The sequence below is a fragment of the Thalassotalea castellviae genome, assembly GCF_031846185.1.
GTDB classification, from domain to species: Bacteria; Pseudomonadota; Gammaproteobacteria; order Enterobacterales; family Alteromonadaceae; genus Thalassotalea_H; species Thalassotalea_H castellviae.
Map to the genome: position 1 here is coordinate 606,995 of NZ_JAVRIF010000001.1, position 20,574 is coordinate 627,568.

A 20,574-nucleotide genomic window follows, 5' to 3' on the forward strand; every position below is an offset into this window, starting at 1 on the left:
CACGTTTGAATACTAATATTTATGGTTTTATTTTAAATGTGCCATCTGCATTGACACTAGCATCATCAATTTCAGACAAGTTAAAGTTGCCTAACAATTCATCGAGTCCATTTGAAAATGCCGCTGAAATATTACCTTGCACTTTATTATTGCCATGTGAAGCATAATTAACACCTAATGAAAGTTGGTCAATATTAATCAAGCCTGAAAAGGTTGCCAACCACTCACCTTGAGCATCATTAAAACTTAATGAACCGCCTGGCACTGAAGCATTATCAAAATCAACCGTCATACTCATTTGAAAGTTACTCGTATCACCTACCGATGAATTAATTGAGCTTTCTACAATTTGATCAAAAGTCACTGAGCCACTTCGTTGACTAATTAAATCAGCGATAGATTCATCACTTATCGCTTGTAATGCTTCCTCTTGATAAACAGATGCATCGAAGGCTACATTCACTTCTTCGTCAACAACAGTTGGGGAGGATGGCTGCTCTGTTTGCTCTGTACTTTCGCTAATCGTTTCTACAGCATCGCTGACAAAACCTTTTGATAAAGCGATGGGGGCTTGAGTGTACGTGGTAACTTGACCTGAGCCATCGACAGTCGCGAAGGCAAAATCTTCGGTTTCACCTAATGATAAAGTTTGGTCACTACCGGTTAAATCCACATCAATATTGCCGCTGTAAACGCCAAAGATCACATTGTCATCAATGACTTGCACGACAAAATGTGTACCGCGAATACCAATACTACCGACGGGGGTTTTTACTTTATAATCACCACCTTTTGCTTTGATTAAGCCACTGATTGAACGCAGACCACCATTCACTAATTCAAGCGTGGCTGAACCTTGTTCTGTTTCACCGTCATATTGATAATCGCTGATCAGAACTTTAGTACTTTCTTTTAAGGTGATTAAACCACCATCTGTCATATTAAATTGAGCTTTACTAGATTTTCCAGTGGTAATCTCATCGACATCAAAAATTTTCGAACGACGTTTTAATGCCCGAACTTCTGTGCCTTCTTCACCGATCGCTAGTACTTCACCTTTGGCAAGAATAGTTTTACCGGCAACACTTGCGTAACTAGAAGACACCAAACAAAACGACAAGGTAAATAATATCAGCGATTTTATTTTGCTCGATATACCCGTTTTATCATGCATTGGTCTTGAATTTTTCATCTTACTTTTAATCATATTAACTCCCCTAGAAACTCATCGTTGCTGACAAATTAATGTCTGTACGTCGATAAGAAAACAAATCTAAGTTACTGTTTTTATCCTGCATATTGACAGATAACCGATACGAAAAAGACTTTGACATTTGATATTGCACGAAAGATGACGCTAACCAGACATCATCTTCTCGTTGCGCAAGGTAATAAGGATGTTGTCCTCGATACTCTTGCATTTGATAACTCAAATCAACGGCGGCTAACCATTGCTGATTAATCAACCATAAACTACTTAATGAAATCATATCAATCGTTCGGCTGTTACTATCAACCTCACCATCTTCTTCAAGCCTCTCAATGCTCAAAGAATAGCGTGAATTGTTTTGATAATAATGACTTGTAATAGCAACAGAATAATCATCGGTATCTAATAACGCTTGCCTTTGGTTACTGGTTTTTCTCAGCATTAACCGACCGCCAAGAGTAAAATTATCAGATAGTGAGGTTTGTACCCCCGTTAAAAGAGACGATTGAAGACGGTAATAATCGCCATCAAACCAAAGTGGCGTAATACGTCCACCAATATTAAAATCAAAAGCATCAAATGATTGCATGTATTGCACGCCAACTTGCGCTGATAAACGATTGTAGTCGGTTTCATCGGCAAATTGTTGTGCGCTTATTTGACTATTAATACTGAACTTTGAAGTTTGTGTTAAAGCCGTGTTACGACGAAACTGATAATTTAACTTAAGATATTCATCGCTTAATTCACGGCTATTCTCATCTAAATTAACGTAATCATTTAAAAATGGTAGAAAAATACGTTCTTCGTTGGTACCAGCATTTATATTGCCATCAAAACCAATATTGGCCGATAATTGATGTTTAGTACTGGTAGCTTGTTGCGCTAACTTATCTCGCGTGCTCGAACATAAAGCATTTGCCAATTGGTTGAGGTTTTCAGCGATTTTTTCACTGGCTAATATACTATTGCATTGTTCCAATGCGGCTTGGTAATTTGATGATTGATAATATGCTTTTGCTAAATATAACTTGGCATCTAACCAGTTTGGTTTATTCGCGACTACTCGTTCAAAGGCAAAGACACTCACATCAACTTGATCACTTTCTAAGGCGGCAATACCTAAAAGAAAATCAAATTCTGGAACACCTAAATACTCATCTTTATAATTTTGTGCAATAGACAGGACATTAGCGTAATTTTGATTATCAATTTCTGACTTTAATGTATCAAGTAAATCTTTTTCGCTGTAATTATTCGCATGAGTAATCAGCGAAAATGGAAGGAGTGCGGTGATTAATAAACCATATCTATTCATTCGAAACCCTGTCTAATTTTTAATTTTATACGACTTAGATTAAAACTATATAACTAGTACATCACGAAAAATATCACTAAACTTACCGCGTTTTCGTGACAATGTTCATGCGTTAGTTAAACTTTATTTCTTTCCTTATGACAAACTAAATTCACATTACCCAAAGGGGTAATTTAATCTAAAATAAGAAAAAAGACTAATTTATTTACTTTATATATACTTTAGCACTGATTATTTTATAAGCACCAACTCCTTGAATGATTAATTCTCTGGCGAATAATTGTTGGCAATTAGGGCAATGACAAGGCCTTTGAGTATAGTCAGAAATGATCCGCTCTTTGAAACATTTCACCAAGGCACCTTTTCCACCTTTTCGATATTTATATAACAGCGTTTTACATTGTCGGCAAAAAACCTCGACTGTTTGTGTTGGGCCTTTTTTGTTAGGTTTTGCCATATTAACAAATGTGTCGAACCCCATGTAAGCAATAGATTGCGAACATGGGCTTGATAAAACGAAAGATGATGAGGGTATTAATAACCTACAGCTTGTCCGTCTTTACGAGACTCTGATGCCCCATAATACACTTTTTCTTTATCATCCCACATTATCGCTTGATAACCGCCGTAACCACCTCGGTCAAAACCAATTTTATGGCCTTTATTCATCAATGCTCGAATGGTTTGATAAGGTATATCAGATTCAATCACTAATTCACCTCGACTGGTAAGTTGGTCGCCATTTAACTGAGTAGGCTCTGTAGAACCATAATGTTGCCAGCGCGTGGCATCACCGGCTTCTTGCAAGTTCATACCAAAATCAACAATATTAGTAATAATTTGCACATGACCTTGAGGTTGCATTGCGCCCCCCATTAAACCAAAACTCATAAAGGGTTTATTATCCTTCATCACAAATGCAGGAATAATGGTATGAAAAGGACGTTTATTAGGCGCATAAACATTGGCATGATTTTCATCTAACGAAAATAGTTGGCCTCGGTCTTGAAAAACAAAGCCTAAACCTGGCACAACGACTCCAGAGCCCATACCTCGATAATTACTTTGAATGAGTGACACCATGTTCCCTTCACTATCGGCGGTAGATAAATATATGGTATCTCCTTGATACATTGCAGGATTGCCCGCATCAACGCGCTTAGCCGCTTTTTCACCAATGAGTTTATTTCGTTCTATCGCATATTGTTTGCTAATTAACCCTTTCAGTGGAATATCAACAAAGTCAGGATCGGCATAAAACTTCGCTCTGTCTTCAAAAACGAGTTTTTTAGCCTCTGTCATAACATGTAAAGTTTCAGGCGTTAAAAACCCCATCGCTGGTAAATCATACAACTCCAAAATATTTAACATTTGCAGCGCAGCAATTCCTTGACCATTAGGTGGTAATTCAAACACATCATAACCACGATAGTTGGTTGATAGCGGCTCAACCCACGTTGAGGTATGTGAAGCAAAATCCTCATACCTTAAATATCCACCATTAGCTTTCATAAAGGTATCAATACTTTTGGCTATATCACCTTGATAAAAAGCATCTCGGCCCTGCTCTGCTATCATCGACAAAGTATTGGCAAGTTCAGGATTTTTAAATACTTGTCCCTTTCGAGGCGCTTTACCGTTTATAGTAAAAGTCGTTTTAAAACTGCCTGCTTGAGGTGATAAACGCGGCACACTTAAGTTCCAATAATGGGCAATTAATTCAGAGACTGGAAAGCCTTTATTGGCATAATCGATCGCAGGTTTTAACAGGCTTTTCATTGGCATTTGACCAAATTTATTATGCAATTCAAACCAACCATCAACTGTTCCGGGCACAGAGATAGGCAGCATGCCGTAAGGAGGAATAGTGTCTCGGTCTAACGCGTTAATGTCAGATTTTAACTGTTTTAAACTTAATAATTTGGGTGATCGGCCACTGGCATTAAGACCATAAAGTTTTTGTGATTTGGCATGCCAAACAATGGCATATAAATCACCACCAATCCCATTACCAGTGGGTTCCATTAATCCTAACGCGGCATTCGCAGCAATGGCAGCATCGATAGCATTACCGCCTTTTTTTAATACCTCGAGACCAATTTGACTCGCAAGCGGCTGACTTGTTGCCACCATACCATGCTGTGCAATAACTTCAGAACGCGTGGCAAACGTTTTACCCGTGACTCTATCTGCATTCGCCATGACAGATGTTATAGGTAGCCCGCTACCAATTGAAATAAAGACAAATACCCGTGTTATTATTTTACTTAATGTGCGATTTCTCATTAGTTATCTCATCAGTTGCTAGCAATTCAATTTATTATTTTAGCTAAACCGTTACGTTACTCTACTAAAATTACCATATAAATCCCGCTACTATATGTAAAGCAGCTTCATCTTAAAAATAGTGGTTTTCATCTGATAAAGCCTTGCTCAGGCCATAGAAAAATTATAGCGTAAGCAATATAAATCATATCAAAAATAGTAAGCTAGGAAGACAAAATGACAATCAGTAAAAGAAAGTTTCTCAAGCTCAGTACAGCAGCAATGGCCACCTTATCAATAGGAAAGGTGGCCAGTTCATCGCCTTATAATACGGCGAATCAAGCGAGTAATGACTTTGAAAAAAAAACGCTAACCAATATCACTGATACTGTTTCCCCTATTACAGCTAAAGAGCGCTTAAAACGTATCGAAAAAGCGCAACAGTTAATGAAGCAACATAATATATCGGCAATGGTCATCGAACCTGGGGCGACGATGGATTATTTCTCAGGTATTCAATGGTGGAGAAGTGAGCGACTGACAGCGTTAGTTATCCCTCAAGTCGGTGATGTTGCGGTTGTCTGTCCATTTTTTGAAGAGCCCAGTATTCGTGAAACTTTAGCTGTTGGGAATGATGTCAGAGTATGGCAAGAACACGAAAGTCCATTTGAACGCGTCAAACAAATTTTAAACGATAGAAACATTAAAACCGGCAATGTCGCCTTTGAGCATTCTGTTAGATACTTTGTATTACAAGGAGTGATGTCGTTATTGCCAGCCATGCAAGATGTTAGTGCCGATGTCATTACACGTGGTTGTCGAATGATTAAAAGTGATCATGAATTACAATTAATGCATAAAGCCAATGAAATTACCCTTTCTGCTTATGAACACGTTTGGTCAAACCTTGAATTAGGCATGACACAAGCTGATGTTAAAACCTTGATGCATAAAGCTCAAGCAAGCTTAGGCGGTAGTGGCATTTGGAATATGGCTTTATTTAACCAAGCCAGTGCTTATCCTCATGGCACCAAACAGAAACAAACATTAACGGAAGGCTCTGTAGTATTAATGGATTGCGGCTGCAGTGTTCATGGTTATCAATCGGATATCAGCCGAACTTTTGTTTTTGGTGACGCGAGTGCAGAGCAAAAGAAAATTTGGCAAACCGTTAGACAAGGGCAAAGCATCGCTTTTGAAAAAGCACAACTTGGCACAGAAGCCGGTTTAGTAGACGATGCCGTGCGCCAATATTATGAAACTTTAGGATTAGGGCCAGATTATAAATTACCCGGTTTATCGCACCGAACTGGTCATGGCATTGGCATGAAAGGCCATGAAGGCATTAATTTTGTGCACGGTGAAAAAACTAAATTAGCAAAAGGTATGTGTTTTTCAAATGAACCAGGCATTTATCTACCAGAAAAGTTTGGCGTGAGACTTGAAGATTGTTTATATATGACAGAAAAAGGCCCACAATGGTTTACCATTCCGCCAGATTCAATTGATGCGCCAATTGGCAAGTTAGCAAAACTACAGCCCGTAAAATAAGCTAAAGATAGCCAGTTTTAACGGTTAACTTAAAACAGCCAATATTTAACGTTAAAGCAGCAACTCACTAAAACATATGGCTCAATAATTTGGGTCATATGTTATTTATCAAGTTATAAACAACTACATATCTAATTTTTTAAAGTGATTTATATTCAAATGAATAAAAATATTGCTAGTCACAAACCGTTCGGTTGGTTAATATAGCTTTATCGAATGAAGAGGTTTTCGATATGAGAGATGCAGAGCAAACACGTCAGAAAATTTTAGAAGTTAGTGCCGATGAAATCCATCACAATGGATTCACCGCTACGAGTCTTTCTATCATCCTTAAACGCTGTAATATTTCTAAAGGCTGTTTATATCACCATTTTGAAAACAAGATGGAGCTGGGCTATGCCGTCTTTGAAGAGATCTATACGCCGATGTTTCTATCAATGTGGGCACCAGCTGTTGAAACTGACGATCCTATTGAAAGCCTTTGTGATTTTTTTGAAAATATGTCTAAAGAAATGAGCTGTGACGAAGTGATTTGTGGTTGTCCGCTAAATAACCTTTGCCAAGAAATGTCGGGGATCGATGAAGGATTTCGTTTAAGAATTCTTAATATGCAACAACAGCTCAATCACTTAATTGCCGTAAACCTGCAACGGGTTGCAAACCAATTAAGAGACAACTTAGATTTTAATCAAGTGGCTTATTTTATTGTTTCTTGCTTCCATGGCTCGTCAAGTTTAAGCAAGAGTGCGAAAAACAAGGAGTTGTTTAGTAAGGTCAATGCCGAATTGTGCAATTACATCCGTCAATTAAAAAAATAACTCCCATCTTATAGCCACGCCTAGATAGCTATATTCTCTTTACGAATAACAAAGTAGAAATTAAATATGAAAAAAACATTTACAGACCGAGTGGTCGGTATGTAGAATACACTATATTAACTCACTGCAATTTCAAAGGTCACATTGTGAAAAAATTTACGGCTCTAGTTATTATATTGTTAGCTTTCAATCTACAAGCAGCTAATCAACCACAATTATCGCCCTATCAAGAAATTAAATCGGTAGGTGAAAAGTTATTCGGGCGCATAGCGAGTAGTCAGCAAGAATTGACAAAATTTCCGGAATTAATGCGTGAAATAGTAGAACAAGAGTTAATCCCTTCTGTGGATTACAAATATGCTTCATACAAAATTTTAGGTAAGCACTTAAAAAGCTCAACCAAAGAGCAACGAAAGAACTTTACTGAATCTATGCGTCATTACTTAGTTAGAACTTATGCCAACGCCTTAAATCAATATAAAAATCAGAAGGTTATTTATGAAAAAGGCACTATCAAAAGCACTGCCAAAATGGCCTCAGTTAATGCAACCATAGTAGATAATAACAAGCCAGATATTCACCTGACTTTTCAAATGCGAAAAAACAAAAAAACAGGTCAATGGAAAGCATATGATTTAATTGTTGAAGGCATTTCATTATTAAGCAGTAAGCAAGCTGAATTTAAAGGCCGAATCGCCAAATATGGTATTGACCAAGTAACGCTAGAATTAGCGTCAATTACTAAGTAAGTTTTGACGATAATTAGGCCTTTAAACAAAGAATAAACTATTAAATTTATCCACTACAAGCCCACAATTTATAATGTGGGCTTGCCATTACGGTTATTTTTTAGCGTCTATTGAAAAATTGAAATACTAAGAACGAAAGTCTGGTGTGTGAGATCACGGTAAAATGGTGATACCTCACTTTCTCTAGCAAAGTAAGGTAGAGCATTTTAAATATTCATAAACCAATCGTAATCTGCTTTACTCCGTAATTTTTGTGATAAATAAAGGCCGAGTTCTTTGAGCTGACTTTTATTAGAATACTTAGGTGTTAATCTTTTAAGTTCGGTCAATGCTTTTTGACTATCCCCTGTGCCATCCATTGCAAGTACATAGGTATAGGCATACTGTGGGTTTTGTGAAGCAAGGTGAATTGATTTAGCAAAGTATTCAATCGCTTTAGCAAGCTTTTGTTGGCGAACAAGATGTAAGCCATAAGAGTAAGTAAGCGCACCAGATAACGGGTTATTCTTCATTCCTTGACGAAGCACTGAACTCACTAACGATGAGCGTTGTTGACTTCGGTATAAATCAGCTAAGTTTATATAGCCCACATCAAAATATGGCTCTATCTTTATTGCTTGCTTGAGTGAAGCTTCTGCGCCTAAGGTATCGTTAACTTCTAACGCTATCACGGCTTGATTAATGCGTCCTTCTCCTCTCCAACTGTTTACCTCGCTTGCTTTAGTTAATTCTTCAAACGCTTTTGAAAATGAAGTTTGGTTTTCGCTGGAAATTGTCGTTGACACCAAACTCCTCGCTGCTGCCACCCTAATTGCTTTTAACTTATCGTTTAACAACGGGCTAAGGTGTTTTTCTCTCTCAACTGGCGATAGTAACAACCCAACTTTTGCTGCACTTAAACGTAATAGTGCTTCACTGTTTGTGAGATAAGGTACTAGTTTATTTGCAGGTATAGATTGCGTCGTGTAACTCAGCATTTGTAAAGCGCTGGCGCGACGTTTGAATTTACTAAACCCTAGAGAAATCGAGGGTTAGAAAAAGAATGGCGGTGACGGAGAGATTCGAATTCCGTCGCCGTATTTCTTATTCCTAACTATTCCATATTTTATAGATACTTATAAATCCAATCTCATACTATTTAGGATTATCAACGAATAAAAATGATCCAATAGTGATCCAAACCACAACTAACTTATGAAAAACTTCTATCTCGCTTTCGCCCCCATACCGAGATATGAATAATATATTCCTAACAATTATCACTTCAGAAAATGTAAAAATGAATAAACAAGTCAGTAAAATGACGGATTGTTATTTGATTAATAACTATATTTTAAATGCTTAGAATCAGCCGTTCTCAATACTTTAATCAAACTATGGTTTATTTTTCTTAACTCTGACAAAACCAATTGTGCTACTTCTCGTGCACCTAAAGCATTTAAATGAGTATTGTCTTTAATTCCATTAGGGTAATTAGGATGTAAATTAGCTTTAATATGCATAAATCTTAATGCTGATTTTTCATCACCTAAACCTTGAAAATAATCTTGAGTTATTTTTTCCATATCAATAAAAATCACCTTAGTTTCATCTGCAACTTCTCTTACTAAGTCGGCATAAATAGGATGTGTATCTTTAATTTTTCCATCTTTAGAGAAATAACGTCGCGTTATTGGAGTCATCAAAATTGGCATAGCATTTTTACTGATTGTTTGATTAATAAAAAGCGTTAAATTTTCTTTAAAATCAACTGGCGACGTATATCGATCGGTTTTATGTTTTGATTGATCATTATGGCCAAATTGAATAATTACATGATCACCTGCACTTAACTCCTCGGTAATCTCCTTCCATAAACCTTCACTGATAAATGTTTTTGTACTACGACCATTTCTCGCTCTATTTTCAACAGCTACAGATTCATCAAAAAAATAACTAAACGGCATTCCCCAACCAGTTTCAGGATAATCTTTAATATCTTTATTAGACATAGTTGAATCGCCAGCCATAAATATTTTCGTAGTTACTTCCACAGCCATTAGTTTCTTAATTCCTGTAAATAAACAGAATATAGTAAATACAATAACGATAATTTTCATTTAATTATTTCTCATTAATAATTTTTCACATTAATAATCTCTTTTTAATCAGATACCTTATTACTTAAATGCGAGTTTAAATTTTTATGTAAAAAATAAGTAAAAATTTATTATTGATTAAAAATTGACATCCTCATTTGAATGATGCTACATTTTTATGCCACCGGTGGCAAGGCATAAATAATGGTGTGACTACTTAGAAGTTATAACTCCGGAAAATTTAATATAATAAATACAATAGGCTATCAAAGGATCAAACATGACCAGCATGAAACTAACTACTCTAGCAACGGCGTTAGCAATAGCAATACCTGTTTATGCTCAAAGTGCGGATACACCGCCTAATAACCAACAATCAACACCCCAAGAAAATGTTAAAAATAAATCGACTGAACCAAATGCGAGCAGTGAAAATGTCGACGCTATCGAAGTTATAACGGTACAAGGGGTTTTTCAAGCAGACTTAAAAGCAAGAGCAATGGAACGAGACAGTGACAGCTACAGTAACGTAATTGCCACTGATGACTTAGGTAATTTTGTTGATCAAAACATTGCAGAATCATTGCGTCGTGTACCCGGTGTTACTTTAGAGCGAAGTGAAGGCGAAGGTAAATACGTAGCTGTACGTGGACTAGGCCCTAAATTTGTTGCCGTAAGTATGAATGGAGCAGAATTATCCGGTATCGGCGATGACCGAAAAGTTGGCTTAGATGGCGTATCAGGAGATTCTCTTGGAGCCATCGAAATATTTAAAACACTCACCCCTGAAATGAATTTAAACTCTATTGGCGGCGCAGTAAATATTAAGGCTATTTCAGCCTTTGATCGAAATAAAGACACCTTAAAAGCAAAATTTCAAGAATCATATAATGAGCTAAAAGGTGAGTTTTCTCCTAAATTCAGTATTGACGGCACCAAATTACTATTAGATGAAAAACTAGGTGTTGGCTTTGCTGTTTCCTATGAAGATCGTAAAACGCAAGTCGATGAAAACCGCCATCATAGTAATCGCGAGTTAAATTTCTTAAAAGGCGGGATAGGATTAAGTCCTGATGAATTAGCTGTAGCTCCAGAAATATTGATCCCTGCTCAGGTCGAAAACCGTCGTGAATTAGCAAGAAGAAAACGCACTAATGCGACACTAAATATCGAATTTAGACCAGATGAAGACAATAGCTATTACCTACGCGGTAACTATTCAAATTATACCGATGACGATATTGCCTTACGTGAATATTATAATTTCTATAATGGCGATCAAGATGACGAAGTTATCTTTGTTGATGGCCAAACAAAAGCTTTCGCAGTTTCCGACGTTGACGTAATGAACCAATACTTCATTCAAGAAGGCGAAAAAACGACTAAAAACTTTAGTATTGGTGCGCAACATTTTATTGCAGAAAGTTGGACGCTGGATTATGAATATGCTCATTCTGAGAGCGAAGATCTTGGTGTAGGTGACCGAAGAGTTCAATTTAGAGAAAGGGAAAACATCGTTTATGGCCAAGCATTTAAAGATCATATAGAAGCACGCGTGCTTACCCAAGCAGAAGCAGCAACTCTAGGCGGTTTTGAGTTAACTCCAGACTCAGATGTATTTAGCGGTGAAGCTGATGGTGATATTTCTACATTATCAAATATGGAATTTGATAATTTATTTATGGAAGACAGTGTTAGATTGGACAAAATAACCAGTATAAAAGCTAATTTGCGCAAAGACTTTTATTGGGAACACCTAAACTATATCAAAACTGGTTTTACCTATAACGAACGTGAACATAATAATAATAAAGACCGTTGGAGTTATGATCCAAGCACTGAAGATTGTCTTGGTAATGAAGCTTGTATTAATACCGTGAATTCTAATATTACAGATTATGGCCATGCGATCCCTGACGATCATTTTGATTACCCATTAGCCTATCGCAATGAGGTAGAATATATTGTTGATAGTTCAGTTATTACACGCGAAAATGCCACCGGTGGCGAGAGTTCAATTGATAGTACTAAAGATGATTACATTCTTACTGAAGATACCTATGCTGCATATATAATGGCCGAGCTTCCGCTGAGTGACCAGTTAACTGTTATTACAGGTGTTAGGTATGTTAATACTGAGTTTTCTTCAACGGGAAATCTTTCATTAGAAAATGACGATTGGAATTTTGGTGGCTCTCACACCTTAGATGTTTCAGTCCCTTTACCGGAAGCTTCAATAGAATACAGCGAATATTTTCCTAGCTTACATTTAAGATATGAACCTGCAGATGACTTATTAGTTCGTGGCTCCTTATGGACAAGTTTCACCCGCCCTTCGTTCAAGCAAGCTCGAGGTTTTGCTAAGTTTGATGATGACATTACTCTTTGTGATCCAACCATTGAACAAATTGCTGAACAAAATGGTCAAGAAGGCTGTTACGCATCACCAGAAGGACAAAGTGCTATTGAATTGCAAAATTATACCTTAGGTCAAGATAATGCTGTGCAGGTAGGTAACCCTAATTTAGTCGCGATGACTTCAAATAATTTAGATACTTCAGTAGGTTGGTATCCTTCAAAAGACTTATTCGTTGAAGTCGCCTTATTTTATAAAGACATTGATAACTTTATCGTTGATGTAAAAGGCATTCAAAGAAGTTTGGATGATTTACCACTAACCTTACCCGTTGATTACGTCACCGATTTTGTTATCCCACAAGATCTAGCCTTAAACCAAGTTGATATTACCTTAAATGGCGATAAAGCGACGGTTTACGGTATTGAACTTAGTTATAACCAGTTCTTTGAAAATGGCTTGTTTTGGCAAAGTAATATGACCTTTGTTCACAGTGAAGCGGAATTAGACTCAACTATTCGAGATGAAAAAATGCGTTTACCTGGACAAGCCGATATTACTGTCAATGTCTCATTTGGTTGGGAAGAAAATGATTTATCATTGCGATTAATTGGCAATTATCGCGATAAAATTCTTGAAGAAATAGGCTCTTGCCCTGCAGGGGTTGATGTAAATGATCCACGTTTATGTAAAAACTGGATGGATAGATATCAAGACGATCTGGTCACTGTTGACTTCAAAGTTAAATACGATATTTCTGACCGCATGACCGTATATTTTGATGCCATCAATATCACCGAACAAGCTGATTTACGTTATTTACAAGGCAACAGCTTATCGGGTGGTAACGTCTTATATCAAAAAGAAAAGTACGGTTCTACTTACCAGTTAGGTATTAATTACAAATTTCATTAGTAACTAAAAACATTATAAAGACAATAACTTAGATACTAAACCATACTTATTTTTAATAGAGAACTGTTAGAAATAATCAATCATTCCTAGGGGGGAGTGTATGAAAACAAAAAATAAACTTGCGATGAGTATATTTACCGCCATAGCCCTAATTGGCTGTGGTGCAGAGTCAACCGTAAATGTAAAAGAAGCGCCATTACCGCCAATACAAGGCGTTATCGTTGATAGCCCAATAGCGGGCATTAGTTATAGCAGTGATTCTGTGAGTAACGGAACAACAAATGCTGATGGACAATTCGACTATTTTCGTGGAGAAGCCATCACCTTCTCTATCGGTGAGATAATTTTTCCTAGCGTTGCTGCAACTAATATCATTACACCATTAGAAATTTTTAATACTGATACGGCTTTTCATCCAGCGGTGATTAATGCGCTACGTTTATTACAAACACTTGATAGCGATGGCGATCCAAATAATGGAATTTCAATTAGTGATGCAGCAAAAAATGCAGCACAATTAAACTTAGCAGAAGGTCAAACGGTCACTGAATTTTTCAGCCAAGACGCTGTCGATTTTGATGCCGCAATCCACACTTGGCTTGCCGACGCTGGCACAGTAAATTCAGCGCTTATCTCTGCTGATCAAGCAATATTGCACTTTGTTGATTATATATTCGAACAATATAATAGTACTCAGCCAAATGCTTTTTCGACGGCCAGTTTTAACGGAGAAGTGTTTAATCCATTTTTATCTGGAAGTACAGCCAGCCTTGAACAATTAGTTTTTTCACCTACTGATGATACTAACCAGTCAGGCACATTTTCGCGCCAAATTGAAGGCGAAGAAATAGCGGCCGGCAGTTATGAGTTTTTATTTGGTAATAGAGTACTTGCATTTACTCCTAGCGATTCATCAGAAACTCAATATATTATTTCTCGTTCACATAATACAGTAAATGATGCTTATAGTGTTTGTTATACCACGGATGCAAGTGCCCTTGCCTCACTCGTGTTAACTTGTGATAACGATGAAGATGCAAAAGATAACATTATTGTTTTCTCTCAAGAGCAAGCAACAACCGAGTTAGAAAAGCTAGTTGAACTTGCCGATCAAGTCGGTATTGCCCTTTCAGAAGATTTTGATACCGATACCGAAAACTTCTTCTCTTCAAATCATAAAAAGCTTTCAGATGAACAAGGTGCTGGCGCACTTTATTTCAAAACTGGCGGTAGCCCAAGCTTAGATGAAACCTTAGGCCAACTTACCTTAGCTGGTGCCCGTTTTAGTATCGGTAACACCACGCCTGAAGTTGAGACAAAAAGTAGTAACACCTCAAGTTCAGGTATTTATAATATCAGTGAAGGTTTTACCATCAGTTTTGATGTTATTGATCACAATGGTTCAGGTTCACTCTCCCTCTATGTTGATAATAACACTACAAGCCAAGGGAATTCTGCACATGGTGATGCCTCTAAGTTCTACGGAAAATCTATCAATGAAGAAAACACGCCAGTAGGCCAGCGTTTTTCCTATACTTATGTCCCGGGTGAAGATGTAGTTACCGGCAGTGATTTAACTTCTCCAGATGCGCGAGGAGTACTATCCGCCAGTATTCAAACATCGTTTTTTCAACTGCGCACCGACAGCGCAGCTTCAATCATAATAGACAATTTAACCATTGAAACAGTAGCGACAGACGTTCCTGATATTGAACCACCCGTTGATCCTCCTATAGAACCGCCAGTTGAGCCACCAGCAATAATCCCTAATGTTGGCTTACCTTTTTCAGCTGACTTTATTGGCATTACAGCCGATATATTTTCTGTCGATTACCAAACAATTGTTGATGCCGATGGTTTAGAAATACCGACTTATACCCGTACAGGTGGTTCGGTCAATGTTGTTGCTGATGGTCTAGAAATTAGTAGTGGCCGCTTTACTATTGGTAACACCACACCAGACGTTGATACCACCGGTGATGATACTAGCACCACGGGTGTTTTTGACTTATCTCGTCCTTACAATGTCGTCATGGATATTATAAGTGTCGATGACCCTGACGGTGACAATAATTTCCAAATTTACGTTGATAACAACACGTCAAGTAGTTCAAAATCAATTCATGGTGGTGATTCTAAGTTCTACAGTGAATTAATTAATACCCTAACGCCTGGCACAACCTTAACCGTACCAGGGTTTATTGCCACTAAAAATTCATTTTTGCAGTTACGCACAGAAAGCGGCGGAACAGTGGTAGTAAATAACATTCGCATTGAATACATTGATGAAAATTTATTATTAGAAGAAACATTTAACGGCACTTCAGCTGAAACGTTCTTTACAGCAGAATACAAATCTTTACCTAGTGATGCCACAGCGCCTTTATACAATATAACTGGCGGCGGCAGTGCCATGGTATTTGCTAATGATCAATTAACCTTAAGCGGCAGTCGATTCACAATGGGTGAAACCAATCCGGGCACTGATACTGCAGATGGTGTAATGCCTGAAGGCGCACTTGATTTAAGTAAGCCTTATAAAGTATTTGTCGACATTGTTGCTATTGATAGCGCAAGTACAATGACTAAAGACTTCCAAGTTTATGTTGATAACAATACTAGCAGTAGCTCTAAGTCTCACCTAGGTGGTGATTCTAAATTCTTTGCTTCAGATCTTGCTGATTTAAATGTCGGTCAAACATTAGAAATTGAAGGCTTATTAGCTAGCACTAATTCTTTCTTACAATTTAGAACTGAAAGCAGTGCAACAGTAACCATAGATAATATTCGTATTGAGTATCTTGATAATAAAGAAATTCACAGTGATGATTTTGAAACAACTACTGAGTTATTCTTTACAGCTGAATACCTTAGTTTACCTGATGATGAAACCACACCTCTTTATAAAAAAACAGGTGGTACGGTAGTGATTGAAGAAGGTCAGTTAAAATTAGACAGTGGACGTTTTTCTGTTGGTAATACCACGCCAGATGTAGATACTTCAGTAAACGATACTGTTACAACTGGCATATTTGATTTATCTCAACCTTATAACATCACCTTCGATCTACTTTTAGCCGAAGAACCTACTGATGATAAAGGTAACAGTTTTCAAATATACGTAGACAACAACACCTCAAGCAGCTCTAAGTCTATTCATGGCGGCAGTTCTAAATTTTACAGTACACCAATAGCTGATTTAACTCCGGGTAAAATGGTCATTGAGGGGTATATAGCCACTGAAACATCGTTTCTACAATTTCGCACAGAAAGTGGCGGCATTGTTATGATCGACAACTTAAAAGTTGAATATTTAGCAGACCCTGAAGACGATACCTTCAGTTGTGCTAAAGCGACCGAGTTGTATTTTTGTGATGACTTTACCAGTGGTAATTTAAATAATTGGCAAATACTTGCTTCTACGAATGGCTCAACGGCTGAAGGCTCATTTGACATTCTGACATTGGAAGGTGGCAACAAAGCCATGCGCTATACCGCCGGCGGTGCAGGTGGTGAATTAATTGTCGCATCTGATACGGCAATGGCTAATGTACCTGATAGTGGTAATTACTTTGTAGAAGCCACTATTCGTCCACGTCAAAACAGTACAACCGCTAACAAACAGTTATACCTTTTAGGACGTTATGATAGCGCAGGTAATTGGTATGGTGGAGGTTTGAACCTTCAAAATTCGTCTAGTAGTACCCAAGTTGAAGTAGCAATTTCATCGGATGGCTCTATTTCTCGTCCAGTACAGACGAAATCACCATTATTACTCGGTGAGAAAGACGGTATAGACGATGGTGTATGGTACACCACTCGTTTTGAAATGATCGATGGCGATTTAACGGTTTATTTAAACGGCGAAAAAATGGGTTCAATAAATGATTCAACTTATACCGCCAAAGGATTAATCGGTATTTTTACGAACAATCGTTCGTTTGAATTAGATAACCTAAAAGTGGGTGATCCAAGTGTTAAGCCTATTCAATTAACACTTGATTATAAAGACCCTACTTGGGAAACAACCACAACAACTGAGGCATTAATAATCAATGTTTCAGCATTCCAAGATGATGGTTTAACCGCTGACTCATTTACCGTGACATCGAGTAATCCAAGTGTGGTAGAAGTATCGATTGACGGTAACGTTATTACACTTACACCAACAGGTGAAGGTGAGGCAACTGTTATTTTTGTCTCTGGATCTGATTCAAACATCGTACGTACAATCGATATAAGTGTGGCATCAGGTTTTGTTATGCCGACTGCAGAATATGGTGATATAAGTGATTTAGTAACACCTAAAATAAGTAGTATTAGTCAATACATTGATACGAACTTATCAATCACTTTTGATTCAGCAATAACATTAGGTGACTTAGGTGAAGTACGTATTTACAAAGAGTTCGATGATTCAATTGTAGATCTACTCAAAGTTGATAATAAAAAAGGGACAAATGTCGATGTGATTTCTGCACCAGATAAAACAAGATCATTAAACTACACCCCTATTTCTATTGCCGAAGACGGTAAAACACTCAATATTGATCCACGCAACGATGTATTAGAATACGGTGAAAGTTATTACGTTGTCATTAGTGACGATGTCGTAAATGGTGCACAATTGAACGGCATTGACTTTGCCGGTTTAGGTGAAAATAGTAATTGGACATTTACCACGAAATTCACAGCGCCATCTGGTAGCGATATTTTAGTAGATGATGACGGTATTGCTGACTTTAGAACACTTCAAGGCGCTTTAAGTTATGTGATGAATAATATAGCTAAAGATGCCCCTGCGACCATTTCAGTTAAAGATGGCATTTATAACGAAATGTTGTACTTACGTAATCAAAATAACATTACTATTCAAGGTGAGAGTCGCGAAAATACCATTGTTCAATATGACAATTATGAATCATTTAACGGCGGTTCAAGTGGGCGTCCAGTATTTTTAGTCGAGTCAGCAGATATGCTTGTTCTCAACAACTTTACCTTAAAAAATTCACATATTCGCAGTAATGAATATTCGAATCAGGCGGAAACTATTTACTTTAATAGTAGCGATCGTTTAGTGGCAAATAACATGAATTTTATTAGTGAACAAGATACGTTATTAATAAAAGGTTATAGCTGGTTTTTCAACACGTTAGTTGCTGGTAATGTCGACTTCATTTGGGGTTACCCGGTTGCTGCATTATTTGAAGAAAGCGAAATTCGCACTATTGGCGACTCTAAAAATGGTGCGACAGATATTCCTGTTAGTGGTGGCTACATTTTACAATCACGGACACCTGTTGAAACGGATCCGGGTTTTGTTTTCTTAAATGGCGAATTTACCAATGGGCCCGGTCCATTAGGTAACACCGTTGCTGACGATTCTACCTATATTGCTCGAAGCGCAGGCAAAGCTGACGCATTCGATAACGTTACCTTAATCAACAATAAGTTAGATACACATATTATTACGCGAGGTTGGTATGAATCTCCCACTGCGAACCCTGAATTTCCAACAGCTGCTAGTGGCTGGAGAGAATACGGTAGCATGGATATTAATGGTAATCCGTTAGATTTAACCAGCCGTATTGATGGGTATGAATTATCTGAAAATGAAACAACAAGCTTTTTGACTCGCGCAGCTATATTCACTTCTTATAACAGTGGCTCAGGTTGGGAACCTCAACCTTTAGACATTCCTATTTTACCTGACGAGCCTTCTGGTGGTGCAGACATACCAGAAGCAAATGTAGGCTATGGCTTTGCTGGTTATAATTTTGAAGTAACCGGTGGCGCTGGTGGCACAACGATCACAGTTGATAATGGTGCTGATTTAATCTCTGCCTTATCAGATGCTAAATCAAGTAACACACCTATAATTATTTATGTTGATGGCACAATTACCGACGCCAATAGCGGTTCGAACGGCACAGCAATAGATATTAAAGATATGGATAATGTCTCAATTGTCGGTGTTGCTGATCGAGGTGAATTTGACGGCATTGGTATTTCAATTCGCCGTGCTAACAACATCATTATTCAAAACTTGAAAATTCATGAAGTATTAACGCAAGGTAAAGATGGTATATCTATCGAGGGTGATGATGACGGTTCCACTACATCAAATATTTGGATCGACCATAATGAGCTATATGGATCATTAGATGTTGATAAAGATTATTACGACGGTTTAATAGACTCGAAGTCTGGCGCAGAAAACATCACTATTTCATACAACTACCTACACGATAGCTGGAAAACATCATTGCATGGTCATAGTGATAATGATGATAGCCCAAATAAAAATCGTCATATAACGTTTCATCATAATCGCTTTGAAAACCTAGAATCTCGCGTACCATTATTCAGATTCGGTAAAGGCCACATCTATAATAATTATTACAACAATATTAATTCAACTGCGATAAATTCACGTATGGGCGCAGAATTACATATTGAAAATAACTATTTTGAAAATACGCAAAATCCGATAGTTTCATTCTATTCATCGCAAACAGGCTCTTGGAATACTTCAGGAAACTTTTTTGGTGAAAATGTCACCTGGTCAACCCCAGATTCTGGAGATTTATCTGCTGAAGATGGTACATCAACGAGTAGCTATGAAGCACCATACGATTATGTGTTAGAGGATGCACAAGATGTTAAAGCGATTGTTATTAGCAACGCCGGTGTCAATAAAGTTGACCAAAGCGACTTAGACATTCCTGAGATAACGGATACTACGCCTGTTGATCCTCCTATTCAAAGTACCCTTGACTTACCTTTTGAAGAGAATTTTTCTGCCACTGATGCAGATGAGTTTTTCAGTAATAGTTACCGGGATCTTTCAGGGGCAGCTGGCAGTGACACACCTTTATTTCATCGAGTAACAGGAAACGTGGAAGTATCTAATGGTGAGCTTACTATAACTGGTGCGCGTATCAGTATTAGTAATACAACACCTGAAATATCAACAACAGATGCTGACACAACAACAACTGGGCTTCTTGACTTATCAGTGCCTTATCAAATATCGTTTAAAGTGGTTGCAGTGAATGGTAATACGGATAAAAACTTCCAAATTTATGTCGACAACAATACCTCTAGCAGCAGCAAGTCTATTCATGGCGGCGCCTCTAAATTCTATTCTGTCGCATTAAAAGATCATGTTACTGGCCAAACATATGTCGTCGATGGTCTTGTTGCTTCGTCAACATCATTTATTACTATTCGCTCAGAGAGCGATGCCACTATTACGATAGATGATTTAACTATTAAATAACTGACCAAATTTTTTAATAGCAATCGTCGTAA

General features: G+C 37.5%; 11 protein-coding genes. 5 read left to right on the forward strand and 6 right to left on the reverse strand.

Annotated elements, in window-relative coordinates; all coding sequences use genetic code 11:
* Nucleotides 1–19: 19 nt before the first annotated feature.
* The 4 genes from RM573_RS02705 to ggt form a co-directional block, all read right to left on the reverse strand.
* The gene (locus RM573_RS02705; protein WP_311576845.1) at nt 20–1,207 is read right to left on the reverse strand and encodes a FecR family protein; all 1,188 of its coding nucleotides are present in this window, start codon (nt 1,205–1,207) and stop codon (nt 20–22) included.
* A 10-nt stretch (nt 1,208–1,217) separates the two neighbouring features.
* Nucleotides 1,218–2,528, reverse strand: coding sequence for a surface lipoprotein assembly modifier (locus RM573_RS02710; protein ID WP_311576848.1), 1,311 nt, complete (start codon nt 2,526–2,528; stop codon nt 1,218–1,220).
* A gap of 205 nt (nt 2,529–2,733) precedes the next feature.
* The gene (locus RM573_RS02715) at nt 2,734–2,985 is read right to left on the reverse strand and encodes a hypothetical protein (RefSeq protein WP_311576852.1); all 252 of its coding nucleotides are present in this window, start codon (nt 2,983–2,985) and stop codon (nt 2,734–2,736) included.
* Nucleotides 2,986–3,062: 77 nt separating this feature from the next.
* Entirely contained in the window at nt 3,063–4,814 is a 1,752-nt protein-coding gene (gene ggt / locus RM573_RS02720) for a gamma-glutamyltransferase (protein ID WP_432280196.1), read from the reverse strand.
* A 216-nt stretch (nt 4,815–5,030) separates the two neighbouring features.
* Here ggt and RM573_RS02725 point away from each other — a divergent pair, with 216 nt between their 5' ends.
* The 3 genes from RM573_RS02725 (at nt 5,031) to RM573_RS02735 (ending at nt 7,911) form a co-directional block, all read left to right on the forward strand.
* Complete coding sequence (locus RM573_RS02725; protein ID WP_311576855.1) at nt 5,031–6,344, forward strand: M24 family metallopeptidase; 1,314 nt, start codon at nt 5,031–5,033, stop codon at nt 6,342–6,344.
* 233 nt (nt 6,345–6,577) lie between these two features.
* Nucleotides 6,578–7,162, forward strand: a complete 585-nt coding sequence (locus RM573_RS02730) for a TetR/AcrR family transcriptional regulator (protein WP_311576858.1) — start codon at nt 6,578–6,580, stop codon at nt 7,160–7,162.
* A gap of 146 nt (nt 7,163–7,308) precedes the next feature.
* Nucleotides 7,309–7,911, forward strand: a complete 603-nt coding sequence (locus RM573_RS02735) for an MlaC/ttg2D family ABC transporter substrate-binding protein (RefSeq protein ID WP_311576861.1) — start codon at nt 7,309–7,311, stop codon at nt 7,909–7,911.
* Between the two features lie 206 nt (nt 7,912–8,117).
* Here RM573_RS02735 and RM573_RS02740 read toward each other — a convergent pair whose 3' ends face one another.
* A complete protein-coding gene (locus RM573_RS02740; protein ID WP_311576863.1) occupies nt 8,118–8,888 on the reverse strand; it encodes a tetratricopeptide repeat protein in 771 nt (256 codons plus the stop codon).
* A 342-nt stretch (nt 8,889–9,230) separates the two neighbouring features.
* Nucleotides 9,231–10,010 (reverse strand): rhamnogalacturonan acetylesterase, encoded by a 780-nt coding sequence (locus RM573_RS02745; protein ID WP_311576866.1) that lies wholly within the window; start codon nt 10,008–10,010, stop codon nt 9,231–9,233.
* A 259-nt stretch (nt 10,011–10,269) separates the two neighbouring features.
* On the opposite strand from RM573_RS02745, the gene RM573_RS02750 reads away from it, so the two are divergent.
* Both RM573_RS02750 and RM573_RS02755 read left to right on the forward strand, forming a co-directional pair.
* Entirely contained in the window at nt 10,270–13,260 is a 2,991-nt protein-coding gene (locus tag RM573_RS02750; protein WP_311576869.1) for a TonB-dependent receptor, read from the forward strand.
* Nucleotides 13,261–13,360: 100 nt separating this feature from the next.
* Entirely contained in the window at nt 13,361–20,542 is a 7,182-nt protein-coding gene (locus RM573_RS02755) for a pectate lyase family protein (protein WP_311576871.1), read from the forward strand.
* The last annotated feature ends 32 nt before the right edge of the window (nt 20,543–20,574 follow it).